This window comes from Ensifer sp. LBL, from assembly GCF_050435225.1.
Lineage (GTDB): Bacteria > Pseudomonadota > Alphaproteobacteria > Rhizobiales > Rhizobiaceae > Ensifer.
This window is the reverse complement of the sequence record NZ_JBNDJY010000005.1, coordinates 252077-278445: the sequence shown is the minus strand read 5'-3', so window position 1 is coordinate 278445 and position 26369 is coordinate 252077. Positions and strand designations below refer to the sequence as shown.

At 62.6% G+C, this 26369-nt stretch carries 25 protein-coding genes; 23 read left to right on the top strand and 2 right to left on the bottom strand.

Annotated elements, in window-relative coordinates:
- Nucleotides 1–31: 31 nt before the first annotated feature.
- The 4 genes from OKW20_RS21310 to OKW20_RS21295 are packed head-to-tail and all read left to right on the top strand — an operon-like array spanning nucleotide 32 to nucleotide 3501.
- Nucleotides 32–274, top strand: a complete 243-nt coding sequence (locus tag OKW20_RS21310) for an acetyl-CoA carboxylase (protein WP_043621692.1) — start codon at nucleotides 32–34, stop codon at nucleotides 272–274.
- Nucleotides 271–1656, top strand: a complete 1386-nt coding sequence (locus tag OKW20_RS21305) for an acetyl-CoA carboxylase biotin carboxylase subunit (protein ID WP_429175008.1) — start codon at nucleotides 271–273, stop codon at nucleotides 1654–1656. Before OKW20_RS21310 ends, OKW20_RS21305 begins: the two co-directional genes overlap by 4 nt.
- Complete coding sequence (locus tag OKW20_RS21300; RefSeq protein ID WP_429175005.1) at nucleotides 1656–2531, top strand: 5-oxoprolinase subunit B family protein; 876 nt, start codon at nucleotides 1656–1658, stop codon at nucleotides 2529–2531. The genes OKW20_RS21305 and OKW20_RS21300 overlap by 1 nt, the downstream gene beginning before the upstream one ends.
- Complete coding sequence (locus tag OKW20_RS21295; RefSeq protein WP_429175002.1) at nucleotides 2521–3501, top strand: biotin-dependent carboxyltransferase family protein; 981 nt, start codon at nucleotides 2521–2523, stop codon at nucleotides 3499–3501. Before OKW20_RS21300 ends, OKW20_RS21295 begins: the two co-directional genes overlap by 11 nt.
- Before the next feature lie 175 nt (nucleotides 3502–3676).
- On the opposite strand, the gene OKW20_RS21290 is transcribed toward OKW20_RS21295, so the two are convergent.
- Complete coding sequence (locus OKW20_RS21290) at nucleotides 3677–4687, bottom strand: GntR family transcriptional regulator (RefSeq protein ID WP_429175000.1); 1011 nt, start codon at nucleotides 4685–4687, stop codon at nucleotides 3677–3679.
- Between the two features lie 585 nt (nucleotides 4688–5272).
- Here OKW20_RS21290 and OKW20_RS21285 point away from each other — a divergent pair.
- The 17 genes from OKW20_RS21285 (at nucleotide 5273) to OKW20_RS21205 (ending at nucleotide 24520) form a co-directional block, all read left to right on the top strand.
- Nucleotides 5273–6349: an ABC transporter ATP-binding protein gene (locus OKW20_RS21285; protein ID WP_429174996.1), complete on the top strand. Its 1077-nt coding sequence runs from the start codon at nucleotides 5273–5275 to the stop codon at nucleotides 6347–6349.
- Between the two features lie 84 nt (nucleotides 6350–6433).
- Nucleotides 6434–7324, top strand: coding sequence for an ABC transporter permease (locus tag OKW20_RS21280; protein WP_429175793.1), 891 nt, complete (start codon nucleotides 6434–6436; stop codon nucleotides 7322–7324).
- Between the two features lie 2 nt (nucleotides 7325–7326).
- Entirely contained in the window at nucleotides 7327–8172 is an 846-nt protein-coding gene (locus tag OKW20_RS21275) for an ABC transporter permease (protein ID WP_043621711.1), read from the top strand.
- Nucleotides 8172–8918: an SDR family NAD(P)-dependent oxidoreductase gene (locus OKW20_RS21270; RefSeq protein WP_429174992.1), complete on the top strand. Its 747-nt coding sequence runs from the start codon at nucleotides 8172–8174 to the stop codon at nucleotides 8916–8918. Before OKW20_RS21275 ends, OKW20_RS21270 begins: the two co-directional genes overlap by 1 nt.
- Before the next feature lie 8 nt (nucleotides 8919–8926).
- Nucleotides 8927–9706 (top strand): SDR family NAD(P)-dependent oxidoreductase, encoded by a 780-nt coding sequence (locus OKW20_RS21265; protein WP_429174989.1) that lies wholly within the window; start codon nucleotides 8927–8929, stop codon nucleotides 9704–9706.
- A gap of 138 nt (nucleotides 9707–9844) precedes the next feature.
- Nucleotides 9845–11077 carry an ABC transporter substrate-binding protein gene (locus tag OKW20_RS21260; protein ID WP_429174986.1) on the top strand — a complete coding sequence of 411 codons (1233 nt, stop codon included), beginning with the start codon at nucleotides 9845–9847 and terminating at the stop codon, nucleotides 11075–11077.
- A gap of 151 nt (nucleotides 11078–11228) precedes the next feature.
- Nucleotides 11229–12335, top strand: coding sequence for an ABC transporter ATP-binding protein (locus OKW20_RS21255; RefSeq protein ID WP_192449049.1), 1107 nt, complete (start codon nucleotides 11229–11231; stop codon nucleotides 12333–12335).
- 34 nt (nucleotides 12336–12369) lie between these two features.
- Nucleotides 12370–13251 (top strand): polysaccharide deacetylase family protein, encoded by an 882-nt coding sequence (locus OKW20_RS21250; protein WP_043621926.1) that lies wholly within the window; start codon nucleotides 12370–12372, stop codon nucleotides 13249–13251.
- 53 nt (nucleotides 13252–13304) lie between these two features.
- On the top strand, nucleotides 13305–13628 hold the full coding sequence (locus OKW20_RS21245) for a hypothetical protein (protein WP_043621724.1): 324 nt from the start codon (nucleotides 13305–13307) through the stop codon (nucleotides 13626–13628).
- Nucleotides 13628–14707 carry a CobW family GTP-binding protein gene (locus OKW20_RS21240; protein WP_429174980.1) on the top strand — a complete coding sequence of 360 codons (1080 nt, stop codon included), beginning with the start codon at nucleotides 13628–13630 and terminating at the stop codon, nucleotides 14705–14707. Before OKW20_RS21245 ends, OKW20_RS21240 begins: the two co-directional genes overlap by 1 nt.
- Entirely contained in the window at nucleotides 14704–15924 is a 1221-nt protein-coding gene (locus tag OKW20_RS21235) for an ABC transporter substrate-binding protein (RefSeq protein WP_429174977.1), read from the top strand. Before OKW20_RS21240 ends, OKW20_RS21235 begins: the two co-directional genes overlap by 4 nt.
- A 9-nt stretch (nucleotides 15925–15933) precedes the next feature.
- Nucleotides 15934–17301 (top strand): amidase, encoded by a 1368-nt coding sequence (locus OKW20_RS21230; RefSeq protein WP_429174975.1) that lies wholly within the window; start codon nucleotides 15934–15936, stop codon nucleotides 17299–17301.
- A gap of 295 nt (nucleotides 17302–17596) precedes the next feature.
- Nucleotides 17597–18568, top strand: a complete 972-nt coding sequence (locus tag OKW20_RS21225) for a helix-turn-helix domain-containing protein (RefSeq protein WP_429174973.1) — start codon at nucleotides 17597–17599, stop codon at nucleotides 18566–18568.
- A 97-nt stretch (nucleotides 18569–18665) separates the two neighbouring features.
- On the top strand, nucleotides 18666–20705 hold the full coding sequence (locus OKW20_RS21220) for a hydantoinase/oxoprolinase family protein (RefSeq protein ID WP_429174970.1): 2040 nt from the start codon (nucleotides 18666–18668) through the stop codon (nucleotides 20703–20705).
- On the top strand, nucleotides 20698–22653 hold the full coding sequence (locus tag OKW20_RS21215; protein ID WP_429174968.1) for a hydantoinase B/oxoprolinase family protein: 1956 nt from the start codon (nucleotides 20698–20700) through the stop codon (nucleotides 22651–22653). Before OKW20_RS21220 ends, OKW20_RS21215 begins: the two co-directional genes overlap by 8 nt.
- A 55-nt stretch (nucleotides 22654–22708) precedes the next feature.
- Nucleotides 22709–23152: an N-acetyltransferase family protein gene (locus OKW20_RS21210; protein WP_429174965.1), complete on the top strand. Its 444-nt coding sequence runs from the start codon at nucleotides 22709–22711 to the stop codon at nucleotides 23150–23152.
- Nucleotides 23153–23173: 21 nt separating this feature from the next.
- Nucleotides 23174–24520, top strand: a complete 1347-nt coding sequence (locus OKW20_RS21205; protein WP_429174963.1) for an aspartate aminotransferase family protein — start codon at nucleotides 23174–23176, stop codon at nucleotides 24518–24520.
- A 62-nt stretch (nucleotides 24521–24582) separates the two neighbouring features.
- Here the strand turns inward: OKW20_RS21205 and OKW20_RS21200 are convergent, their stop codons facing one another.
- On the bottom strand, nucleotides 24583–24795 hold the full coding sequence (locus tag OKW20_RS21200; protein WP_429174961.1) for a hypothetical protein: 213 nt from the start codon (nucleotides 24793–24795) through the stop codon (nucleotides 24583–24585).
- A gap of 292 nt (nucleotides 24796–25087) precedes the next feature.
- Here OKW20_RS21200 and OKW20_RS21195 point away from each other — a divergent pair, with 292 nt between their 5' ends.
- On the top strand, nucleotides 25088–25618 hold the full coding sequence (locus OKW20_RS21195; RefSeq protein ID WP_429174948.1) for an NUDIX hydrolase: 531 nt from the start codon (nucleotides 25088–25090) through the stop codon (nucleotides 25616–25618).
- Between the two features lie 196 nt (nucleotides 25619–25814).
- A complete protein-coding gene (locus tag OKW20_RS21190; protein WP_429174937.1) occupies nucleotides 25815–26036 on the top strand; it encodes a hypothetical protein in 222 nt (73 codons plus the stop codon).
- Nucleotides 26037–26369: the final 333 nt, after the last annotated feature.

Here is a 26369-nt window from a genome sequence, read left to right as displayed (position 1 = left end):
TCCAGGCAACAAATGACAAGCGGAGGCAACCATGAGCAAGCACGAAATCCGATCGCCCCTTCCAGGAACCTTCTATCGGTCGTCTGCTCCGGATGTGCCACCGTTCAAATCGGACGGCGATGCGGTGGCCTCCAATGAGGCGATCGGTCTGATCGAAGTGATGAAGACCTTCCAGGAGATCCAGGCGGGCGTCACCGGCGGAAGCATCCGGTTTCTCGTCGACAATGAGGAGCCCGTCATGGCCGGCCAGGTGATCGCTGAGGTGGAGCAATGACGATCCGCTCTGTCCTGATTGCCAATCGCGGCGAGATCGCCGTGCGCATTATCCGGGCGGCAAAGGCGCTCGGCGTTCGCACGGTTCAGGTCTATAGCGCCGCGGATGCGGATATGCTGGCCGTGAAGCTCGCGGATGAAGCCGTCGAAATCGGTCCACCGGCGCCGAAGAAATCCTATCTCGACATTGCCGCCGTGATCGCTGCGGCCAAGCGTGCCGGGGTCGATGCCGTGCATCCGGGCTACGGTTTCCTGTCGGAAAATGGCGATTTCGCCGATGCGGTGGTTGCAGCCGGCATGATCTTCATCGGCCCTTCCGGTGACGCCATCCGGCTGCTCGGCGACAAGGTACAGGCCCGTGCCGTCGCCGAAAAGGCAGGTGTGCCGACGGTACCCGGCAGCAACGGCCGGATTTCGAGCGTAGAAGAGGCGCATGCGGTAACGGCTGAGACCGGCTTCCCGGTCATGATCAAGGCGGCGGCCGGCGGCGGCGGGCGCGGCATCCGCATAGTCAACGATCCGGCGGAACTCGACAAGCAGTTCCCCCAGGCGTCGGCCGAGGCGCTCGCCTCCTTCGGCGACGGCGGCCTCTACCTCGAGAAAGTCATCACCCGCGCGCGTCACGTTGAGGTGCAGATCCTCGGTGACGGCGAGAACTTCGTGCATTGCTTCGAGCGGGAGTGCTCGCTGCAGCGCCGCCGTCAGAAGGTCTGGGAAGAGGCGCCTTCGTTCCTCCTGCCTGCAGATGTCCGACAGAAGCTCTGCGACAGCGCGGTCGCGCTCGCCCGGACCGTCGGCTATCGCGGCGCCGGCACCGTCGAATACCTCTATGACGATGAAACGCGGGATTTCTATTTTATCGAGGTCAACACCCGCATTCAGGTCGAGCATCCCGTCACCGAGATGATCACCGGCATCGACCTCGTGCAGGAGATGTTCCGTGTCGCCGGCGGCGCGTCGCTCTCCGTGCGCCAATCGGACATCGCCGTGCGCGGCCACGCGATCGAGTGCCGGATCAATGCCGAGGACCCGGCACGCGGCTTCATGCCGGCGCCCGGCAAGATTTCTCGTTTGAGTGTTCCGGAAGGCGAGGACGTTCGTTTCGATACGATGCTCTACGAGGGCTACACGATACCGCCTTTCTACGACTCCCTGCTTGGCAAGCTGATCGTCTGGGGCGAGGACAGGGCAGCGTGTCTCGCCAGACTCTCTCGCGCGCTTGCCGATTTGAAGATCGAAGGCGTGCCGACGACGATCGCACTGCATCAGGCGCTGGCCGCCGACGCCCAAGTTGCGGCCGGCGCGTTCCACACCCGCTTTCTCGAAACTTGGCTGGAAACCGAATTTGCCGCTTCGGGCGGCCGCACCGCGGAGGTCGCGTGATGCCGACACGTTACACGTTTGGAGGCGACGAGCATCTGTTCGTCGAATGCAGCGACGAGATGTCCCTTGAAGCCTTCTTCAAGAGCCTTTCCATGGCGAAGGGCGTGCGGGAGAGCCGCATCCGCGGCGTCACCGAAATCTGCCCGGCGAACGCTTCCTTCCAGATCAAGTTCGATCCTGACGTCACCAAGCCGGATGACGTTCTGAAGGAAGTTCGCGCCATCGAAGGGGCAGCGGAGCGGGCTGAGCCGGTCATCCGTACGCGTATCGTCGAGATCCCGGTCTTTTACAACGACCCCTGGACGCACGAAACGCTGATGCGCTTCCGTGAACGGCACCAGGACCCCGGCGGTACCGACCTCGACTATGCGGCGCGCATCAATGGCTACGACGCGGTGACCGACTTCGTAGCCGCCCACTCAGGCTCGCCCTGGTTCGTCTCAATGGTCGGTTTCGTTGCGGGCCTGCCCTTCATGTATCAGATGGTCGAGCGGCAACGGCAGATCGAGGTGCCGAAGTATCTCAGGCCGCGGACCGATACGCCGAAGCTGACGGTTGGCCATGGCGGTTGTTTCGGCTGCATCTATTCGGTGCGGGGTGCTGGCGGCTACCAGATGTTCGGCATCACGCCGATGCCGATCTTCGATCCGACGCAGACGACCAGTTATTTGCGCGATTTCATGGTGTTCTTCCGCCCCGGTGACATCGTCAAGTTCAAGCCGATCGATCGCGAAGCCTATGACCAGGCGGTCGAGGATGTCGACAAGGGGCGCTTCGCGCCACCGATCCGCGACGTCAGCTTCGATCTGCGCGAGTTTCAGAAGGATATCGCCGGATACAACACCAAGCTGGAGGGTGTGCTCAATGGCCATTAACGTGCTGCATCATGGTCTAGCGACCACCATCCAGGACCTTGGCCGCCCCGGCTACTTCCATCTCGGTATTCCGCTCGGTGGCGCAATGGATCGCTACGCGATGCGTGCCGCCAACCTGCTTGTCGGCAACGATGAAGGCGCTGCCGGGCTGGAGGCGGTCTTCCTCGGGCCCAAACTCGAATTCACTGAAGATGCGCTTGTTGCCGTCACCGGCGCCGACATGCCGGTCAAGGTCGACGACGTGCTGCAGCCCGGCTGGACGGCCTTTCGGGTGAGGGCCGGCCAAACCCTGAGCTTCGACTTCCTGAAATCCGGCGCGCGTATCTATATCGCCGTCTCGGGCGGTATCGACGTGCCGGAGGCGCTCGGCAGTCGCTCGACCTATCCGATCGGCGCGCTTGGTGGGTACAAGGGACGCGCGCTTGCAGCCGGTGACGTGCTGCCGGTTGGGCAAACGGGCGCCGGCCGCGAGGGCCTGACGGTTGACGAAAGCCTGCGCCGTAGACCCGCGGCACCTGCCGCACTACGGGTGCTGCCCGGGCTCTACTGGGACCGCCTGACGGACGAGGCAAAGCAGAGCTTCTTTGCCGACGAGTGGAAGGTAGCGCCGGAAGCCGACCGCATGGGCTATCGCTTCCGTGGTGGCCGCAAGCTCAGCTTCGTCGATCGCGACCAGCCATTCGGCGCCGGTTCCGATCCCTCGAACATCGTCGACAGTTGCTATCCCTACGGCTCGATCCAGGTGCCGGGCGGAACGGAGCCGATCATCCTGCATCGCGACGCCGTATCGGGTGGCGGCTACTTCATGGTCGGGACTGTGATCTCGGCGGACATGGACCTCATCGGTCAGTTGCAGCCGCATACGCCCACCCGTTTCGTCGAGGTGACGATGGAGGAAGCGTTGGCGGCTCGCGCCGAAGAGGGCAGGCGGCTCGAAGCCCTGCGGGCGGCGATTGCCGGAAAGGCGTGACACTATCGGCCGCCGGCCGCGTGAGCGGCCGTTGGGCCTCAACATGAACAGTTCGATTGCAGCCGGCGACTAGCCGCTTGGCGCGGGAGGGCGAATGATGAGGAGGGCGGACCTGATTTTGCGATCGTCATCGTCCGGATCAGTCGGAAGCGCCCGTCTCGGACCTTTGCCCCCTCTATTCGACGACCCGGGTCAGATAGGCCGCGGTAAAGCTGGGGCCGGGAATGATGGCGACGATCTTCATTTGTGCGATCGTCCGGTTCAGCGAAGCGTCGATATGGCTTTCAAGCATCGACGCTGCCGCCGCATTGGCGCCGCGCGTCATCAGTTCGACAATGAGCTTCAGTTCGGCAATGACGGTCGGATCGCCCGGCAGCCCCAACTGCCGAAGCAGTCTTTCGGTGGCGGTCACCGGCAGGAGGTTGTTGCGGATCAGCTCGCGCAGGCGCTCGTTCGGCATCGCAAGCACGCAGGCTTCGGTAAATTCCACGAGAATGTCTTCAAGGCCCAGCCAGCCGTCCCCGTCCTGCGTCTGGCCGAACTCGACCAGCCGGTTGAAAAGGGCTGTCAGCCGGTCGCGGTCGACATGCGCCGCGCCGAGCGCCAGTGCCTGCGGCTCCAGCAGCCGGCGCAACATGAAATGGTCCTTCACCGTCTGCGCCGTCAACGGCCCGGCGATCCAGTGCGAACTCTGGTTCTTGCGCACGAGCCCACGCTCGCGCAGGCGGGTCAGCACGTCGCGCACAACCGTGCGACTGACGTTGAAATGGTTGGCGAGTTCGTTTTCGATGATGCGGTACTGGCCGAAGATCACGCAGCCGGCCACGTCGTTCTCGATCTCATCGTAGATGCGCTCCCAGGACGAGCGGCTTTGCAGGGCCTCGTCGGCGTGTTGGGGAACGATGAGGCCGAGCGTCTTGATGTCGGTGCGGTTCGGTTCGATTGCCCGGCCGGGAGGACCGACCAGATAGCCGCGCCCTTTGAAGCGGTGCACGAGCCCGTCGCTTTCGAGCTGCAGCAGAGCACGCTGCACCGGTGCGCGCGAGATCTGCAGGATGTCGGCGATCGGTCCTTCGAGCAGCACGAGGCCGGGCGGCAGCGTGCCTTCGGCAATGTTCGTTCGCAGCACATCCTCGGCAATTTCGTATCGGCGCTGCGGATTTTGGCCGAGGCGTGGCTCGTTCATGCGGTCTGGCATCTTCCGTTTGGCTGGCAAAGTCGTCTCCTTTCTTTACGCCACTTGCCGGCAATCGTGACAGCGCAAAATAAATGCATATTGAATACCCATGTGCATTTTTTCTGCGCGTTTGTCCATTGTGTTGTCATGGGAAGGCATTTCGGATCTGTGGGAGGCCGAGATCTGCGAAGCCGCCAGGGACCGCCAGTCAAATTGATGATCCGTCGTGGTTGCGCCCGGCGGATCCCGCAATTGCATAGTGTTTTTGTATGATTTGAGGCGCGCTGTCTTGCGGCAGGAGGGAGGCGTCCCTTCCTTGGACTGAGGTGCGGCATTGCCGTTAATCTGCATCTGACAAAACCGAATAAAAGTCTATTGCATACAAAAATCATTCATGTCATGGTTCGTGACATGCAAGCGCTCTGAAGAAGCGCGCAGGTGGAACTAACTTTTTAAATCGTAGAGGACCGTGATTTCAGCCGCGCATGTGAACCATGCGTGATCGCTATCGCATGTGCGTTCGGATGCCTGATCGGCGCCGACGAGGGCGAAGCATTGGCTGATGGCCGGTCGGCGATAACGGGCAGGAAAACGATGTCGACAGTCCTACAGCTCAAAAACGTCACCAAGGCTTTTGGCGAGATGCGTGCGCTCGATGGTATCGACCTCGCGCTGCCGGGCGACGCCTATATCTCGCTTCTCGGCCCAAGCGGCTCCGGCAAGACCACCTTGCTGCGCGTCATCGCAGGCTTTGAGGATCCGGACGGCGGCAGCATCCTGTTCGACGGCAAGCGCATCGACACCGTGGCGCCGCATCAGCGCGGCATCGGCTTCGTGTTCCAGAACTTCGCCCTGTTCCCGCATCTTTCGGTCGCCCAGAACATCGCCTTCGGTCTCGAAAACCGCGAGATCGATGCGGTGACGGACCGCCGGGTGGTCGAAAGGCGGGTCAAGGACATCATTGCTCTCGTCGGCCTGACTGGTCTCGAAGGTCGCGCCGTCACTCAGATTTCCGGCGGTCAACGGCAGCGCGTCGCGCTGGCCCGCACGCTCGTCACCGAACCGCGTATGGTTCTGCTCGACGAGCCGCTCGGTGCGCTCGACGCCAACCTGCGCGCCCGCATGCGCACCGAGCTTCGCGCCATCCGGGAGCGCTGCGGCGTAACTTTCCTACACGTAACGGGAAGTGAGACCGAGGCGCTGGCCATGGGTGACACGGTCCTGGTGCTCGATCGCGGCCGCATCGCGCAATCGGCCGATTCCGATACGATCTACAACCGTCCGGCATCACCGGCCGTCGCCCGCTTCCTCAATTGCTACAACCTCTTTCCCGGACGTCTGGAGGGTGGCGCCTTCGTCGGCAGTGCCGGGCGCTTTTCGCTGGGCAATCGCCCGGCAACCCGCGCGGCGCAACCGGCCTATGCGATCCGCTACGACCGTGTTGCCGTGCGCCCGCGCGAAGCGGCGATCGGGAACGACGAGGTCCGCGTCGAGGGCAATTTCGTTGCCAGCGAATATTCCGGCGCCGCAGTCAATTCCTTCTTCACCCTGGATGATGGTCGGGTCTTCGAAGTGGAGACCCATCTCAGCCATGCCGCCCCCGAAGCCTATGAGGATCAGGGCCGCTATGCGCTCGTCTGGAAGCGGGAGGACGCCCTTGTCTACGCTTGAAACGCCTCACGCGCCCGAAACTGAAACTGCCAGAGCCAATGCCTCGATGCTGCGCTGGTCCCCGGAGATTGAGAGATGAGCATGATGGCCGTTGCGGAACAGACGGAAGCAGAATCCGTCGCTGAAAGGAAACCCACCGGAAAGGCGCTCTGGCTGCTCGCCCCCGGCGTCGTCTGGATGGTCTTGTTCCTCGTCTTGCCGATGCTGATGATGGTCTACGTATCCTTCTGGACGCAGACCACCTTCAAGATCGAGCCGACACTGACCCTGAAGAGCTGGGTCACGTTTTTCACCAGCGATACCTATCTCGGCGCGCTTTGGACGACGGTGCGCATCTGGCTGATCGTTCTCGTCGCGACCGTTCTCGTCGGATATCCGGCCGCTCTCTATGTCGGGCTGTTCGTCAAGAACAAGGCGCTGCAGACGGTTCTGCTGGTCCTTTGCGTCATTCCCTTCTGGACCTCGTTCCTCATTCGCGTTCTCGCGTGGCGCCCCATGCTCGGCAAGGAAGGCGCGATCAACATGATCCTCATGAACGTCGGCATCATTGATACACCGATCGAGGTCCTCCTGTTTTCGGAACTCTCGGTGATCATCGGCATGACGCAGATCTATTGCGTCTTCATGGTCGGGCCGATCGCCTTCATGCTCGGCCGTATCGATCACTCCATCATCGAGGCGGCGCAGGATCTGGGGGCCGGCTTCTGGCGGATCTTCCGTACGATCATCCTGCCGCTTTCCATGCCGGGCGTGGTGGTCGGCGCGATCTTCGTCTCCGTGATGGTGCTTGGGGAGTTTGCCACTTCCGCAGCACTCTCCGGCCGCAAGGTCAACCTGCTCGGCAACATCATCGTCACCCAGGTCGGCTCTTTGAAATGGGCGTTTGCCGCGGTTGCCGGCGTCGTCCTCACCATCCTGATGGGCGCCGTCATCGCCGCTCTGCTCAGGGTCGTCGATCTCAGGAAGGAACTTTGATCATGAACGCCAGCGGCATGAAACTCGGCCTCGGCGCCTATACCGCGCTCTTCCTGGTCTTCCTCTATGGACCGCTTGCGGTGCTTGCGATCCTCTCGTTCCAGACCGGACCGGAAGGCGGGCCGCAGTTCCCGATCATCGAATGGTCGACCTATTGGTACCAGCATCTCTTCGGCCTGACGCCGCCGTCGCGTATTGCGCCGCTGCCGATCGAACAGGCACTGGTGCGCTCGCTCGGTCTTGCCGTCATGACGATGATCGTCTCGACCGTTCTGGGCGTTACCGCAGCGCAGGCCTTCCGCCGCAAGTTCCGCGGTTCCGGCGTGGTCTTTTATCTCATCGTGCTCGGCATGATGGTACCCGGCGTGCTCGTCGGCCTCGGCATGGCGCTCGTTGCCAATACGCTCGGCATCGATCGCCACTGGTGGGGCACGGCTTTCGTGCTGCACGTGGTCTATACGTTCCCCTTCGCCTTCCTGGTGATGCTTGCGATCTTCAACCGCTTCGACCCCAGCATGGAAGAGGCGTCCTGGTCGCTTGGGGTCACCCCGGCGCGCACCTTCCGCAAAGTTACGTTCCCGCTGATCTTTCCCGGCGTGCTCTCGGCGATGCTCTTTGCTTTCACGCTTTCCTATGACGAGTTCTCGCGCACGCTCTTTGCCTCGGGCCGTGATCTGACCCTGCCGCTGGCGATCTACGGCACCTTCTCGGTTGAAGTGCATCCGAACGTCTTCGCCTTCGGCGTGCTGACGACGCTGTTCTCTTTCGCGCTGCTTGGTACCTACGCGGCCTTGATGACGCTTTCGGTACGCCGCGCCAAGCGCGTCGCGATCCAGGAGGAGGCGTAATGGCAGACGCTTCCTCTAACGCAGCAATCGTCACCGGCGCCGGCTCCGGCATCGGACGCGCCATCGCCTTGAGGCTCGCAACTGACGGATATGCCGTGCTGGTCAACGATCTCTCTGCCGAGCGCAGCCAGGTCGTCGCCGCCGAGATCGTTGCGGCAGGCGGCAGGGCGACTGCTGTGGCCGGTGATGTTTCCAGCGAGGCCGATGTTAGCGGGATCGTGGAGGCCGGCGAGCGCGCCCATGGCACGACGACGCTCCTCGTCAACAACGCCGGCATCGCTCATCAGGCGCTGTTCGAGAACCTCGAGGTCGGCGACTTCGACCGGATGTTTGCCGTTCACGTGCGCGGTACGTTCCTGATGACCCGGGCGGTGCTGCGCCCGATGCTTGAGCGCGGCGAGGGGGTGATCGTCAATATCGCCTCGCAACTCGGTCAGATCGGTGGTGTCGAACTTGTCCACTATTCCGGTGCCAAGGCCGCGATCATCGGCATGACCAAGGCGCTGGCCCGCGAAGTGTCGAGCCGCGGCGTTCGCGTCAATGCCGTCGCGCCCGGGCCGGTCAATACGCCGCTCGTCATGGAGCTCTCGGACGACTGGCGCGCAGCCAAAAAACAGCAATTGCCGCTTGGCCGCTTCGGCGAGCCGGAAGAGGTCGCAGCCACGGTGTCCTTTCTGGCATCGCCGGCAGCCAGCCTCTTCGTTGGCCAGACGCTCGGTCCGAACTCCGGCGACGTGATGCTTTGACAGGAAAGATGGAAATGACACACCCTCCCAAGACGTCCCGCATTGTCATCGTCACCGGTGCCGGCATCGGCATCGGCCAGGCAACCGCCAAGGCCTTTGCGGCGGCCGGCGACCATGTGATCGTGACCGATATTCTCGAGCGTGAGGGTGCCGCCACCGTCGAGGCGATCCGTGCAGCCGGTGGTTCGGCCGAGTTTGCCTATTACGACGTGCGCTCGACCCCGGCGACTGACGCGCTGGTGGCCGACATCGAAAGTCGCCACGGCCATATCGACGTTATCGTCGCCAATGCGGGCATTGCCCACCGCACGCCGCTTGGCGAGCTGACCGACGACCGGTGGGATCTGACCTTCGACATCGACTTGAAGGGCATCTTCCGGCTCGCGCGGGCGGCAAGCCCCGGCATGCGCCGCCGCGGCAAGGGCAGCATCGTCGCGCTCTCGTCGATCATGGGCGTCGCCTATGGCTGGGACGAGCACGTTCATTACTCCGCGGCCAAGTCCGGCGTGGTTGGCCTCGTGCGCGCATTGGCGGTCGAGCTTGCCGCTGACGGCGTGCGCGTCAACGGCGTTGCGCCGGGCTACATCCGCACGGCGCAACTGCTGTCTGAAGAAAACTCTCTTGGTCCGGTCGGCGCTGAAGCGGCAGCGGCGTTCATCCCGATGCAGCGGCTCGGCACGCCTGAGGACATCGCTGACGTGATCGCGTTCCTGGCGTCCGACGCCGCTCGCTACATGACCGGGCAGGTCCTGGTCGTCGACGGCGGCCTGCTGGTCGGGCGCTACTGACGTTTCTGAAATCGTGCGGCGGCCGCTTAGGGAGCGACAGAGCTCCAGGCCACCGGACTGAGTGCCGCGACGGCGGTGAATGATGAAAGGAGGCCGGCAAACGGCCTTCGGGGAACAACGAAAACTGGAGAAGAGACAATGCCTAGTATGGAACTCAATCGCCGCTCGCTCCTCAAACGCTCCGCCGGAGTGATGGCGCTCGCGATCGGAGGCGGAACACCGTTCCTCTCCTCGCGCGCAGCCTTCGCGCAAGCGAGCGATCTCGCCAGTCAGCAGCTCCGCACCATCGGCCTTTCGGTCACTGTGCAGGAGCGCATCCTCGAGCAGTTCAAGGCGGCAGCCGGCGTCGGCGGCACGTCGGGAACGGCAGCCACCTTCCCGGACGCGCAGACGAAAATCCTTTCCGGCTCCAAGGACTATGACTGCTGGGAAATCATCGCCGAACGTCTGCCTTCGATCGTCATGACCAACAATGTCGAACCGATCCCGGCTTCGGCGCTGAAGAACTGGGCGAATATTCGCGATACCTTCACCACCCCCAGCGACAAGTGGGATCGCGCCGCGCAGATCGTCGGGCAGATCTGGACCGACGACAGCCAGGCCTCGCTCAACATGGTACCGGCCGTCTACAACTATGACTCCATCGGCTACAATCCCGACGTGCTCTCGGCCGAAGAGGCCAACAGCTGGGCGGCGATCTTTGATCCCAAATGGAAGGGCAAGTCCGGCATCAACACCGACCCGCTGATCGCGATCGGCCAGGCGATGATGGCGATGAACTCGCTCGGACTCTCCGACGTCAAGAACCCCGGCAATGCGACGGCTGCCGAGATCGACGAAGCTGCGAAGTTCTTGATCTCCAAGAAGAAGGAAGGCCAGTTCCGGGCGCTCTGGGGCGATTTCGGCGAACTCGTCAACCTCATGGCATCGGGCGAAATGGTGGTCTGCGACGCCTGGCAGCCGGCCGTCATGGCGGTCAAGGCGCAGGGCAAGCCATGCCGCTATGCCGTGCCGAAGGAAGGGTATCGCGGCTGGGCGATCGGACCTGCGATGATCGCCGGCACGACGAACAAGGAAGCCGTCATCGCCTATGCCGACTATTGGCTCTCTGGCGAACCGGGCATCACCGTTTCGGAACAGGGCTACTATTCGCCATCGACCAACATCAAGAGCGTCATGGCGCCGGAGAAATATGCCTTCTGGTACGAGGGCAAGCCCTGGGTTGGTGCTCCCGAGCGCGGTATCAAGGAAGGGGACCTGCGCGACGGCGGCTCGCTCGAAGAGCGCGCCAAGAACGTCGCCTACTGGCACCAGTGGCCGGACGAATACGATCACCTGATCCAGAAGTGGGACGAGTTCCTGAACGCCTGATCGAACAGGCCGGGCGGCCGTGCCGCCCGGTTCTTGAGACATGGTGCATGGCCCCGAGCGACCACCCGGTCGGCTCACATACCAACCGGTCGGGACGGCCGGGGCCATGCGCCCGATAGCCGTGATTTCAGACAAGCTCCGGAGAGCCACGATGATCTTCGACCTCGAACTCAACAATGTCGGCAAGGTCTATGACAACGGCACGCCTGCCGTGATCGACTTCAACCTGTCCGTCGCCAAGGGCGAGTTCATCGCGTTCCTCGGCCCTTCCGGCTGCGGCAAGACAACGACGCTCAGGATGATCGCCGGTTTCGAGGCGATCTCCTCCGGCGACATGCTGATCAAGGGCAAGCGGATGAACGACGTCAGGCCAGAGCATCGGCCGACCTCGATGATTTTTCAGAGCTACGCGCTCTTTCCGCACATGACCGTGCGCCGCAATGTCGGCTACGGTCTGGAGGTGAAGGGCATGGCCAAGCCGGAGCGCGACGCGAAGGTCGATCGCATCCTGGCAACACTTGGCCTGGAAGACATTGCCGACAAGAAGCCCGACCGGCTCTCCGGCGGTCAGCGGCAACGCATCGCGCTGGCACGTGGCCTGGTGGTCGAGCCTGATATTCTGCTGCTCGACGAACCGCTGGGCGCACTCGACGCCAATTTGCGCAAGGCGATCCAGAACGAGCTCAAGCTGCTGCAAAAGACGCTCGGTGTGACCTTCATCTTCGTCACGCACGCCCAATCCGAAGCGCTTGCCCTGTCGGATCGTATCGTTGTCATGAACCAGGGGCGGGTCGAGCAGATCAGCCCGCCACATCAGCTCTATACGCGGCCGAACACGGCCTTCGTCGCCCAGTTCATCGGCAACAACACCATCTTTCATGGCGAGGTCGACGACGCCTCCGGCGAGCGGGCTCTGGTATCGACTGCCGTCGGCCAATTGTCCGGGCGCGTCAACGGCGCCTTCGCCGGACGGTCACGCGTCAACGTCGTCATTCCGGCAGAGGCGATCGAGGTTCACGCAGCCGCGCGCGTCGACCGTGACCGGATCGCTGCCAACTACGGCGGCAACGTCGTCGGCGCCAATGTGAGCCGCTTCGACGTCGTCGGCCATGTCTCGCATTTGACGGCAGCCCTTCCGGACGGTCGCACCGTCTCGCTGGAGGCCCACGTCGACAAATACCAGCCCGACGCCTTCCCCGTCGGCGCCGACATTCTTTTGAGCTGGCAACCCGGCGAAGCAACCGTGATCCCAGCCTGACCTTTTGAACGAAAACACGAAGGAGACACACATCATGGCCAAGGAAATCCTCTGCAGCTTCGGCATCGACGTCGATGCGGTCGCCGGCTGGCTCGGATCCTACGGGGGCGAGGATTCGCCGGACGATATCTCGCGCGGTCTTTTTGCCGGCGAGGTCGGCAGCCCGCGATTGCTGAAGCTCTTCGAGCGCTTCGGCATCAAGACCACCTGGTTCATTCCCGGCCACTCGATAGAGACCTTCCCGGAGCAGATGCAGGCGGTTGCCGATGCCGGCCACGAGATCGGCATTCACGGCTACACCCACGAAAACCCGATCGCCATGACGCGCGAGCAGGAAACCGAAGTGCTCGACAAGTGCATCGAGCTCGTCACCAAGCTCTCGGGCAAGCGACCCACCGGCTATGTGGCCCCCTGGTGGGAATTCTCCAATGTCACCAACGAGCTGCTGCTCGAACGAGGCATCAAGTATGACCACTCGCTGATGCACAATGACTTCACGCCCTATTATGTGCGTGTCGGCGACAAATGGACCAAGATCGATTATTCGAAGAAGCCGTCGGACTGGATGGTGCCGCTCACGCGCGGCAAGGAAACCGATCTGATCGAAATCCCGGCCTCCTGGTATCTCGACGATCTGCCGCCGATGATGTTCATCAAGAAGTCCCCGAACAGCCACGGCTTCGTCAATCCGCACGATATCGAACAGATCTGGCGCGACCAGTTCGACTGGGTCTATCGCGAGATGGACTATGCGGTGTTTCCGATTACCATCCATCCGGATGTCGCCGGACGCCCGCAGGTTCTGATGATGCTCGAGCGGCTCTATGCCCATATGATCAAGCATCCGGGCGTGAAGTTCGTGACGATGAACGAGATCGCCGACGATTTTGCCAAGCGCTTCCCGCGCAAGAAATAACCAACCCGGGGGCGGCCTGCCGCCCCCTTTAGAACTTTTGAACGGACAGCATCATGTGTTCCCTTTGCGGCATCCTCGGCGGCAACGAACATTGGGCGGACGCCGTGGCGCGCCCCGGTGTCTTCACCCGCAATGTCGAGCGGATCGATCGCCGGCGTGAACGGGCGAACCGTGTGCGCATCGCCAACGCAATGCTTGCCCGATTCGGCCTGACGCTTGCCGATTGGCAAGGCGCATCCTTCGTGTTGTCGACGCGGACGGGCAAGAGCGAGATCATCGAGGATCTCGGCCATTTGTGGCCGGCGGCCGAACGGCTCTGTGGCCGGCTCTGCGATCCGCTCGATCCTGCCTTTATTGCCGGGGCGGAGGAAGCGTGATGGTCGAGGAGATACCGCGGCTCACGCCCATCAACCTTTTGACCGGCTTCCTCGGATCGGGCAAGACGACGCTGCTGTCGCGCCTGCTTGCCGACCCGGCGCTCAGCGACGCCGCGGTGCTCATCAACGAATTCGGCGAAGTCGGTCTCGACCACCATCTGGTCGAGCGTATCGACGACACCATGGTGCTTCTGCAGTCCGGTTGCCTCTGCTGCACCGTGCGCGGTGAACTTGCCGATGCCATCAAGGACCTGCATTCCAAACGTGAGCGTGGGCTCGTACCCCCGTTTCGGCGCATTGTCGTCGAAAGCACCGGGCTTGCCGATCCCTTTCCGGTGCTGTCAACGATCAAGGCGGATCCGGTATTGCGCCATCATTTCCGGCCGGGGAACGTCATTACCACGGTCGACGCGGTCAACGGCCTGACGCAACTCGAGACCTACGTCGAATCCAACCGCCAGGCGGCCGTCGCCGATCGCCTGGTCGTCACCAAGTCTGATCTGAGCGATGCCGGCACTGTCGTGGCGCTGTCGGACAAACTGCGGATCATCAATCCGGATGCGCCACTGGTGCTGGCTGGCGAACCGGACATCGAACTTGCCGCGCTGATCGACGAAGGGCCCACGTTGCGCGCGGGCGGCCTGCAGTCGGCGAGCGGTTTCTACTGCGATGCGCCCACGGTTCTGACGACGGCTGACGGCACCGCGCATGCTGCCGCGGTGACCTCATTCGTCATGACGGTGGAAAGGGCGGTGGACTGGACCGCTTTCGGCCTCTGGCTGACGATGCTCCTCAATCGCCACGGTGAACGGGTTCTGCGGGTCAAGGGTATCCTTAATATCGCCGGGGAAGAGCGCCCTGTCGCCATCCACGGCGTTCAGCATCTGGTGCATACGCCTGTCCATATGGAGCGCTGGCCGGATGAGGACCGCCGCTCGCGCATCGTCTTTATCGTTGACGGTCTCGATGTCGGACTGCTCAAACGGTCATTCGAGGCATTCGCGCTCGATCGGACGCCCGTGCTCACCTCGGATGTTGCCGAAGAACCGGAATTACAGGAACGGCTTTCGTCCCAATGAGCAAGCAGCAGCCTGATCAAACAACAGTTCCCACTCCTGCCCTGCATCTGGTCGGCCGGCCGAAGCTCCGGGTGCTCGGCACGGCGATTTCTCTGCTTGAGGAACTTCGGGTGCGCGCCGAAGAGGACCTCGGCATTGAGGTGGTGTTTGACAACAACGACTTCCTGACGACCCAGCACAAGGCGGCGCAGGAACCGGACAGCTACGACATCTATGACCAGTGCTTTCATAACCTGGACATCGTCTGGTACTGGCGGGCGATCCAGCCGATCAGCATCGGGCGCATTGCGCTATGGGACGAAATCAACGATCTGACGAAGACCGGGCATATCGGTCCAAATGCACGGTTGGGGCAGGGGGACGCGCCCGTCAAGAAGCTCTTCGTCCAGCCCAATCTCGAATTGGGCGATACGCCGTCGACGTCTGTTTCCATGTTGCCGACGACCCATAACTTCGACAGTTTTGCCTATCGCACGGATGTGGCGCCGAACGCGGTTGCGATGAACAGTTGGGCGGCGTTGCTCGACGAGCGTTGGGCTGGCCGCGCCGCGCTGGTCGACGAGCCGGCAATTGGCATCTTCGATGCAGCGCTCGCGGCTCAAGCTGCCGGCCTCATGAGCTTCGATAACATCGGCAGCATGAGCGTCGATGAGATCGATCGCCTGATCGGGCTGTTGGAAGAGCGTAAGAAAGACGGATACTTCCGCGCCTTCTGGCGAACGGCCGAAGATGCTGCTCGCCTGATGTTGCGCGGCGAAACTGATATTCAGAGCATGTGGTCGACCGGCATCAACATCCTCAACGGCCAGGGGGTTCCCGTCGAGCAGGCCGTCCCTGCAGAAGGCTATCGCGCGTGGCATGGGGGATTGTGTCTTGCACGCCATCTCTCGGGTCGCATGCTCGACGTCGCCTACGAGTATCTCAATTGGTGGATTTCCGGTTGGCCGGGTGCGGTCGTCGCCCGCCAGGGCTATTACATTTCCACCCCCGAACGGTCCCGCGCCTTCATGTCGGTGGCGGAGTGGGATTATTGGTATGGCGGGTTGCCGGCGGCAACCGATCTGCCGGGTCCCGACGGCACGATCCGTATCAAGGCGGGCTCTGTGCGCAGCGGCGGCTCCTACTGGCAGCGGGCCAACTGCATTGCAGTCTGGAATACCACGATGGACGAGCACAACTATCTGGTCCGCCGCTGGATGCAGCTCGTCGAACGCTAAAGGAAGTCTATGATGCAGGATCTTGGCGGGCGCTCGATTGCACAGCTCTCGGTGTTGTTGCAATCCGGGGCACTCGACCCCCGCGCGCTCACGGAGTGGACGCTTGGACGTGTCAGGGATCATGCCGACCAGGCGATCTTTACGGTCGTTACGCCGGAACGGGCGATGCGCGAGGCCGAGGCATCGCACATGCGGCTTTCGTCTGGCCGTCCGCTCGGCCTTCTCGACGGTATCCCTGTCGCCTGGAAGGATCTCTTCGCGATCAAGGGGCTGCCAACCACCGCCGGCTCGATCGTGTTGAAGAATGATCCGGCGGCCACAGAGGACGCGGCCGTCGTGACTGCGCTCGCCAATGCCGGCATGGTCAGTGTCGGTCGGGTCAATATGAGCGAGTTCGCCTTCTCCGGCCTCGGGCTCAATCCGCACTACGGCACGCCGCACAACCCATGCTCAAAGGACGTCGGGCGCATTCCCGGCGGTTCGTCTTCCGGGTCCGGTGTTGCGGTCGCCGCAGGTCTCGTGCCGGTCTCGATCGGCACCGACACCGGAGGGTCGATCCGCATTCCGGCGGCGCTGAACGGCATCGTCGGTTACAAGGCGACGCGCGGTCGCTATTCGATGCGCGGGGTCTTCCCCCTGGCAAAAAGCCTCGATTCCCTTGGCCCTCTTTGCCGCACGGTACAGGATGCCGTCTGGGTTGATGCCGCGATGCGTGGTCTTCCAGCATCGGAAGTGCGCAGGGGTAGCCTGGAGGGACTTTCGATCGTCGTGCCGACCGATGTCGTTTTCGATGGAGCTGAAGACGGTGTGGTCTTTGCCTTCGAAGAGGCGCTGTCGCGGCTTGAACGGGCGGGCGCAAGGGTCAGGCGTCAGGCGTTTCCCGCTTTCAAACGCATCTTCGAGATCACGGCCGCTCATGGTCCCCTCGTAACGGCTGAGGCATACGCCTTGCATCGCTTCAGGCTCGAAGGCGCGGATGCCGCATCGATGGACAGGCGCGTCGTGTCTCGGGCTCGGCTTGGGGAGAAGATCGCACTCTCCGACTACATCGCAATCCTTGACGCCCGCGATCGGTTGGTCGCCGAGGTTTCGACGTTGGTCGGCCCAAGCGAGATCATCGCCTATCCGACTGTCGCGCACGTCGCGCCCCCAACGGTGCCGCTCGAAGCGGATGATGCCCTGTTCGTGGAGACGAATGGCCGGACGCTTCGCAACACATTGATCGGCAATTTCCTGGATTGGTGCGGCGTGTCGCTGCCCTGTGGCATTGGAGAAGCGGGTATGCCGGTCGGTCTTCTGCTGTCCGCTCTGCCGCATCACGATACGCATCTTCTTTCCGTGGCGCTGGCTGCGGAAGACGTGGTCCGTGTGGGCTGATACCGTGGAATTGCAGGCTATGGCACTACGCCCACCGACAAGAGCGAACGCACTTTGCGACTAGCCGGGCCGCAAGAGCCGTAGTTTACTGACCCTACAGCGCCCTGCGTCTTATGAAATGCGCAACGGATGCTGAAGCACTTCGCAGGAGATCCTCCGCGAAAGCCTCAAGCGCAAGACACGAAAGATGTCGCGAAACGAAGGCCGGTGGGATCACAGAATGACCGAGATCGGCAGCGCTTGGCACAAAGGGAACAGCCGGGCGAGGGGCCGTCGGACTTGATGGGAGCTTCGCATGGACGTGAGTTATTCCACGGCAGGCACAGCTGCGTTCGAGCGCAAGCGCTATTGGGACGAGGCCGTGTCGAGCACTTATTTTCCGCTCGATCTGCGCTTCCAGAACGCGCAGGAGTTTTCCGGCGAACTCAACGTCTGGGATCTTGGCGCCGTCTCGCTGTCACGGTTGGAATCTGACGGCCTGCTTTACCGCCGGCAGAAACGGCATCTGTTGCATGAGCGCGAGGAGAGCTACCTGATCACTGTGCCGGAGAAGGCCGAGATCAGCTTCGAGCAGAGCGGCAAGGAAGTGACCTGCAAGCCCGGCGCTTTCCTGGTCGAACGCAGCCATCTGCCCTATGAATTCAGCTATAGTGCGAAGAACACCCTTTGGGTGCTGAAAGTGCCGATCGTCGCGTTACGGCCCCGTGTCGGACTGCCTGAGCGGATCGCCTCGCTGAGCTTCGATTCCACCCGCGGCACCGGTGCCCTCTTCGTCGACATGATCCGCCTGATCGCGCCGCGGCTCGTGGAAATGGATGCATCCGCCCGCGACATGACGGGCAAGCACCTCATCGACATCCTGGCGATGTCGCTGACATCGGACGAGCGCATGCTGATGTCGGATGCGACATCGGTTCAACTCGGCCACTTGCACCGGGTCGAGAGCTTCGTACGGGCCAATCTCGCCAGAAGCGATCTCGGTCCGCAGACAATTGCCGAGGCCTGCGGCATCTCGGTGCGCTATCTGCACCAAATCATGAAGCAGCAAGGCACGTCGACGTGCCAGTGGATCCGGCTGCAGCGGTTGCTACGCTGCGATGAAATGCTTCGGGATCCCGTCTGCCGCAAGCTGGTTTCGGAGATCGCCTATGCCTTGGGTTTTGGCGACCACGCCCAGCTCAGCCGCCATTACAAGGCGCATTTCGGCCTCAGCCCGACCGAAGCGCGCGAGCGATACCTGAAGGAGCGTGTGCCCGCATCGGGCTGATCGTTCAGCGACCATCCTACCGTGACGCTTGCCTGCGGTCCTTTCGGCCGACGGCGAAGCCTTGCCCAATTTCTACTTTCGAGACAGGAGACGGAACTTGCAGAACCTTCGCGTAGCGGTCGATGTCGGCGGCACTTTCACCGACATCTGCATCATGGACGAGACGACTGGCCTCATCCGCGTCGAAAAGACGTCATCCTCTGTCGATCCGATCGATGGCATCATGTCGGGCGTGGAAAAGGCCGGCATCGATCTCGAAAAGGTGGCGCTGTTTTCGCACGGCACCACCGTTGCCACCAACGCCCTCATCACCCGGCGCCTGCCGCGCACGGCGATGGTCTCGACGAAAGGCTTCCGCGACGTCATCGAAATCCGGCGCGCCAACAAGGAAGACCTCTGGGATACCTACAAGGATGTCGTGCCGCCCTACGTGCCAAGACGCGACCGGCTCGTCGTTTCGGAGCGCGTCGACGCCCAGGGCGAAGTGGTGACGCCGCTCGACGAGAAAGAAGCCCGCGACGTCGCCCGTATCCTCAAGCGCCGCAACGTCGCCGCCGTCGCGGTCTGCTTCATGAACGCCTTCATGAATGGCGAGAACGAGCGGCGGATGAAAGAGATCCTGATGGAGGTGATGCCCGGCGTGCCGGTCTCGACCTCGTCGGAAGTGCTGCCGGAGATCTTCGAACACGAGCGGTTTTCGACCACGGTGGCCAATGCGGCACTGAGCCCGGTCGTCGTCGACTATACCTCGAGGCTCGGCAAGCGCCTTGCCGCTGATGGCTATCAGCGCGACCTGCTGTTGCTTCATACCGGCGGTGGGGTGATGACGCCGAAGAGCGTGGAGGACTTTGCCGCCCGGCTTGCCGGTTCCGGTATCGCCGCCGGCGCGATCGCCAGCAAATACATCGCCGAACTTTGTGGCTTCAAAAACTCGATCGGCCTCGACATGGGCGGCACCTCGACCGACGTGTCGCTTGCCTATGACGGGCAATCGCGGGTGACCAAAGACTGGTTCATCGAATTCGGATACCCGATCCGCTTCTCTTCGATCGAGGTGCTGACGATCGGTGCCGGTGGCGGATCGCTTGCCTGGACGGATGAGGCGGGCTCGTTGCGCAACGGCCCACAATCGGCCGGCGCCAATCCGGGCCCGGCTTGTTACGGCAAAGGCAACAAACAGCCGACCAACACCGACGCCAATGTCGTCCTCGGTCGCCTGGGCACCAGTCTGGCCGGCGGCAAGATCACGCTTGATGCGGGACTGGCAGAAGTTGCGGTCAAGGACGGCGTCGCAGCACCCTTCGATCTCGGCCTGCACGAGGCTGCCGACGCCATCATCCGTGTCGCCAACGCCAACATGTCCGATGCCGTCCGTTTGATCTCCATCAGCCGCGGCTATGACCCGCGTGACTTTGCGCTCGTCGCCTTCGGCGGTGCCGGCGCGCTCCACGGCGCGGCGATTGCACGCGAGCTTTCGATCCCGGCTGTGATCGTGCCACCCAATCCCGGCGTGACCTCGGCGCTCGGCTGCCTGCTTGTCGACATGCAGCACGACTTCTCGGAAAGCTACCTCAAGGCGGCAGCCGATGCCGACCCCGCAGCGATCGAGGCAGCCTTCCTCCGCCTCGAAAAAGAGGCGCTGGAACGGCTTGCCCACGAGGGTGTCGCCGAAAAGGACGTGGTGCTCCAGCGCAGCATCGACATGATGTATCTCGGCCAATGGCGCTCGCTCGCGGTTTCGGCCCCTTCGGCCATGACCGAGATCGGCCCGCTCGTCGAAGCCTTCCACCGCGAACACGAGCGCGAATACAATTTCCGCCGCGACGAAACGCCGGTGAGCCTCTTCCGCATCAACCTGAAGGCGATCGGCGTGGTGCCGAAGGCGACCTTGGCGCGCCATGAGCCGACGGGCATCGTGCCCGAGCCGAAGACGCGGCGCATCGTCTGGTTCGATGGAGAACGAGGCCTCGATACGCCGGTCTACGAGCGCGAAACCCTGCCGGCCGGGCTCGTTCTTTCCGGGCCCGCCATCGTCGAACAGCTCGATTCCACGGTCGTCATTCCACCGGACACACGCGCCGAAGTCGACCAGTTCCTCAACATCATCATCCGCATCGAAGGTGAGAAGAATGTCTGAACAGCAGAGCCTTGATCCCGTAACCTTCGAGGTGCTGAAGAATTCCTTCATCACCAGCGTCGACCAGATGGCAGAGCAGATCTTGAGGACCTGCTATTCCTTCGTCATCTACAACCGCGATTTTTCCAGCGCGCTGCACGATGCAGACGGCAATTCGGCCGCTCAAGGAAACCAGGACATCGCGGTGCATGTCGGCACCCTGCATTTCACCTGCAAGGACGTCATCCGCGCTTTCGACGGCGACATGCATCCGGGCGACGTCTATGCCATCAACGATCCCTATGCCGGCGGCACCCATTTCAACGATGTGCGTCTGATCCGCCCGATTTTCGTCGACGGCCGGATCATCGCCTTCAGTCAGTCCAACGGCCACTGGTCGGACCTCGGCGGCAGCGTGCCGGGCTCGTTCGACGTAGCTGCGAAGGAGATGTTCAAGGAGGGCATGCGCATCACGCCGATCCGGCTCTTCGACCGCGGCCGGTTCTGCAAGGACGTCGCCAACCTGATCGCTTCGAACACGCGTGATCCAGCCTCGATCATTGGCGACATCCACGCCCAGGCGCAGGCCACCCAGGTCTGCGAGCGCGAAATCCTTCGGCTCGTCGGCAAATACGGCGAAGGCACCGTGAAGCAGGGCCTCGGTGCCGTGCAGGACTATGTGGAACGCGCCATGCGCCAGCGCATCGCAGCGCTGCCGGACGGTATCTGGGAAACGCAGGATTTCATCGACCGCGATCCGGCCGGCAGCGAGGGCATGATCCCGATCAAGGTCAAGCTGACGATCAAGGGTGACCGGGTAATCTACGATTTCACCGGTAGCCACCCGACGATCGGGTCGATCTACAACTCGGCATTCGGCGCCACCTTCTCGGCGGTCGCCGCCGGTATGAAAACCTTCTTCCCGGACCTTCCGCTCAACAGCGGCTTTTACCGCGTCTTCGAGATCATCGCCCCGGAAGGTTCCATCGTCGATGCGAAATGGCCGGTGGCGGTCACCGGCTTCCTGATGCCCTTCGAGAAGATCATGAATGCGATCTATGAGATCTGGTCGAAGATCATTCCGGAGCGGGCGATCGCCTGCGCCTTCAACCTCGAATATCTCCTGACCGGTGGGCGCGACGCCCGGGCGAAAGAAAAGCCGATCTTCATGTTTTATGACTGGTTGCCTGGGGGCTGGGGCGGGCGCAACGGGAAAGACGGCTGCAATGTCACCACCGCCTGCTTCGGCACTGGATTGATGGCGCAGCCGGTCGAGGGGCAGGAGCGCGCAAATCCGATCCTGACGACCGAGTTCGAGGTGCTCAAGGATTCTGCCGGACCAGGCAAGTGGCGCGGGGGTGCCGGTGTCATGAAGACCTCGCGCATGCTTGAGGCGGAGAGCACGGTCATTTCCTATATCTGCGACCGCGAGCGGGCGATCGTCTGGGGTATCGAGGGCGGCCTGCCGTCGATACCGCACGGGCTGACGCTGACGCGCGCGGCGACCGGGCAAAAGGAGTGGCTCGGCGCAACCTTCTCGGACGTCGCGATCGAAGCAGGCGACGTCTTCTCCCGTCCGACCGCCGGCGGTGGTGGTTTCGGTGATCCGCTGGAGCGCGATCCGAAGCGGGTGCTGGAGGATGTCATCGACGACTATGTCTCGGTCGAACGCGCTGCCAAGGACTATGGCGTCGTCATTCAACCGATCGATCCGGAAATCTGCGCCTATGAGATCGACAAGGATGCGACCGTTGCCTTGCGCCGGCGGATCCGGGCGGAACGCAACGATTGGCTGGCGGCTGATCCGGAGGATGTCTCCAGGCGGTTCAAGGCCGGCGAGATCGATGCCTTGGACGCCGTGCGTCGCTATGCGGTCATCCTCGACTGGGACAGCGGCGATCTGCTGCCGGTCTCCACGGCCCAGTTCCGGGAGATGTATCGCAAGCGTTCGGCGGCCGCCTGGCAATAGCGTCAAAAATGCCTGGAGGGTGGGTGGTTGGCCCACCCGGGGTCGGGGGGTAACAATGGGTGATATCACGATCGTCGCCGTAGCTGAGGGCGACAGGTCCGCGTGGAACGAACTGCATGCGGGGTTTGCCAGCTATTACGGCGTCGAACAGACCGACGAAATGCGCGATCGGGTGTGGGGCTGGATCAAGGACGGCCGGCTCGAATGCCGCCTTGCGCTCGACGGCGCTGGCCGCGCGATCGGCCTGACGCACTTTCGCGAATACATCCGGCCGTTGTTCGCGGCGCGCGGCGGCTTTCTCGACGATCTGTTCGTTGCACCCGAGGCGCGCGGGAGCGGCGCTGCCGCCACGCTGATCCGTGCGGTCGCCGACATCGGGCGCGAACGCGGTTGGAACTCGATCCGTTGGATCACGCGCGACAACAATTATCGTGCACGAACGCTCTATGACCGGGTCGCGTCGCGTACCGATTGGATTACCTATGATATCACGCTTTGAAATTGCAGCAGGGAGACGCCGATGACCGCACAGCCAAATTCCACCGAAGCGCGGGACATGGCGTACCACCTCCATTCCTATACCAATCCCCGACGTCTGGAGCGTGAAGGGCCGATGGTGATCGAACGCGGGGAGGGCATCCACGTTTTCGACAATGGCGGCAAGCGCTATATCGAGGGCATGGCGGGTCTCTGGAGCGTCGCCGTCGGCTTCGGCGAGAAGCGGCTCGTCGAGGCCGCGCGCAAGCAACTGAGCCAATTGCCCTACTACCACACCTTCTCGCAGAAATCGCACGGGCCCGTTGCCGATCTCGCGGAGAAGCTGGTGTCTCTTGCGCCAGTGCCGATGTCCAAGGTCTATTTTGCCAATTCCGGTTCGGAGGCGAACGACACAGCGATCAAGCTCGTGTGGTACCGCTCGAACGCGCTCGGCAAACCCAAGAAGAAGAAGATCATCTCACGGATCAAGGGCTATCACGGCGTGACGGCGCTGAGTGCGAGCCTGACCGGCCTGCCCAACAATCATCGTTCCTTTGATCTGCCGTTTCCCAACATCCTGCACACGACCTGCCCGCACTATCGCACGGGTGCGGAACCGGGGCAGGACGAGCTTGCCTTCTCGCGTTGCTGCGCCGAGGAACTGGAGGCCATGATCCTGGAGGAGGGGCCGGAAACGATTGCCGCCTTCATCGGCGAGCCGGTGATGGGGGCGGGCGGCGTCATCGTACCGCCGGAAGGCTACTGGGCGGCCATCCAGGAAGTGCTCGACCGCTACGATATTCTGCTCATCGCCGACGAGGTGATCTGCGGGTTCGGCCGCACCGGCAACATGTTCGGCTCGGAAACCTATGGGCTGCGTCCCGATCTCATGACGGTCTCCAAGCAGCTCTCCTCGTCCTATCAGCCGATCTCGGCGCTGATGATCAACGCGCGCGTCTACGAGCCTATTGCATCCGAGGCAGACCGGATCGGCACGCTCGGCCATGGTTACACCGCAAGCGGCCATCCCGTCGCCGCCGCGGTTTCGCTGGAGAATCTGGCGATCATCGAGGAGCGCGATCTCGTCGGAAACGTGCGCCGGCTGGCGCCACATTTTCTCGAGCGCCTCAACGCACTGGAGCGGCACCCCCTCGCAGTCGAAGCGCGCGGTGTCGGGCTGATCGGGGCCCTGGAGCTGGAGGCCGCCGACGGCGCGCCGACGGGGACGATGGGCGCTCGGGCCGCAGCTCTGTTGCAGAAGAACGGATTGATCTCCCGCAACATCGGCGACGCGATCGCCTTCTGCCCGCCCATGATCATCACCAAGGCGCAGGTCGACGAGATGTTCGATATCGTCGAGAAAAGCCTCAAGGAGCTATCGGGACTGTAGCGCGCCGGCGCCACGACTGAGGCGTTATCTCGGCCCAGTTCCGGCTGGGGCGGGATGACACTCTAGTTGGAAACCTGGACCCCGACGGCATCGAACCGCTCCGCGACGAGATCCCTTCTGCTCATCGTCAGGACGATCGTGTCGCCGTCGCCGAACATCCAGCCCATCAGGTTCACGGCGCGACAAAATTGCCCATTGATGTGCTGGAAAGAAAGGGCGATGTGAAGGATATGCATACGGAAACTTTCATCAGGATATCGCGGCTCATCGATCAAGCACGCTCCCTTACCCGGAGCCGGCTGCCCTGATCCTGTAACGCCGCCACAGCCCCCGCCGCTCCGGGAATCCACTGACCAACAGTGCGGTTCATGATTGACGGAGTGTACCCGTGTCCGCGTCTCCAACTCGCCCCGTTTGCATCGTTTGCAACCGGCATCTTCCCCTTTCTGCTCGCCGTTGCCCGTGGTGCAAGACGCATTGCGCTGCCGCCCGCCGCAACGCGTGCGCCGCGCGCGAACGGAGCGCGTATCCGCCGGCTCCCTGCGCGTTTGGCAAAGGGAGCGGAAAATGACGAACACCAGGAACATTTGCGCCGCTGCGGAGGCTGCACCGGAAGAGATGCAGCAGGTCGGAGCTCTTCCCTGGCGCATCGCCAGGAATGGCGAAGCAAGGATATTGCTCGTCACGTCGCGCAGGAGCGGGCGGTGGATCGTGCCCAAGGGATGGCCAATGAAGGGCCTTGCGCCCCGTCAGACCGCATCGCGGGAAGCATTGGAAGAGGGCGGTGTCATCGGTGTCCTCTCTAAGGCGCCGGTGACGACCTATCGCTACATGAAACAACTGGATAACGGCGCAAACGTTGTCTGCCGCGTGGCGGTGTTCGGATTGAACGTGCGCGGGACGCTGGTTGATTGGCGGGAAAAAGCACAAAGGCAGCGGCGGTGGTTTTCGCTCGCGGCGGCGGCGGACACGCTTGATGACCGCGAGCTTTCGGAGTTCGTGCGCACCCTGGATGCCGCGTCTGAATGTTTGGAAGCACCGACCGGCGCCACCGGGAAGAAATCCTCGCTCGACGAGATCCTCATGTTGAGGCGGTAGGCCCGTGTCGACGTTCCCGTACCTCGAAAAGTGGCGGCGACCAGTCAAGGCCGTCTGCAGCCATAGGGTCAGTCGCGCACGCTAATCGCCTGGCGCCACTACCTGCGACGGCAAGAGCGGCGCCAGGACCCTCCTCAGCATTGATCCTTCAAAGGCCGACCTATCCGGCCAATTCCGCATAGAGAGAGAATAAGCGATGAGCTTCAGATACAGTCATACTTTGCCGATCAGCGGCGCAAACAAGCTACCCCGATTCAAACAGTGGGCCGCCGAGAACATCCCAAGGATCGCCTTGTCCCTTCCCCCGCAGGTTCCGGTCAAGAGCACCGCCTTGACGGTACGCCTCAGGTCAGTTGAGGATCGCGCTATGCTGGTGGCGAAGCTCGAAGGCGTGGATCTCGACAGGAAGACCAGCTAGTCCCCCTGTCGTTCACCGCGCGCCCGGTGAGGCGGTTGAACCGGCGATCGAGACACTGGTCGCCGGTTCTTTTCCTCGCATGAAAGCGCTTGCGGTGGGCGGTCGCCCAAAAAGCCGAAGAAGGAATCTTCGGTCCCCTTCACGTCACCGCCAGGAGACGACCTCATCGATATGGCCCAGTCGCAGGCGATGCCGGGCGGCTGAGAGGCGCAGACCAGAAGCACGGTGTTGGGGGCAAGTTGAGGCGCACGTCTTGTCGGTCGTGCGCCTCGGGTACCGTTTGATCCTGTCGGTGTCTTTGCTTGCGACAAGCCGCAAGGGCTATTCAGCACC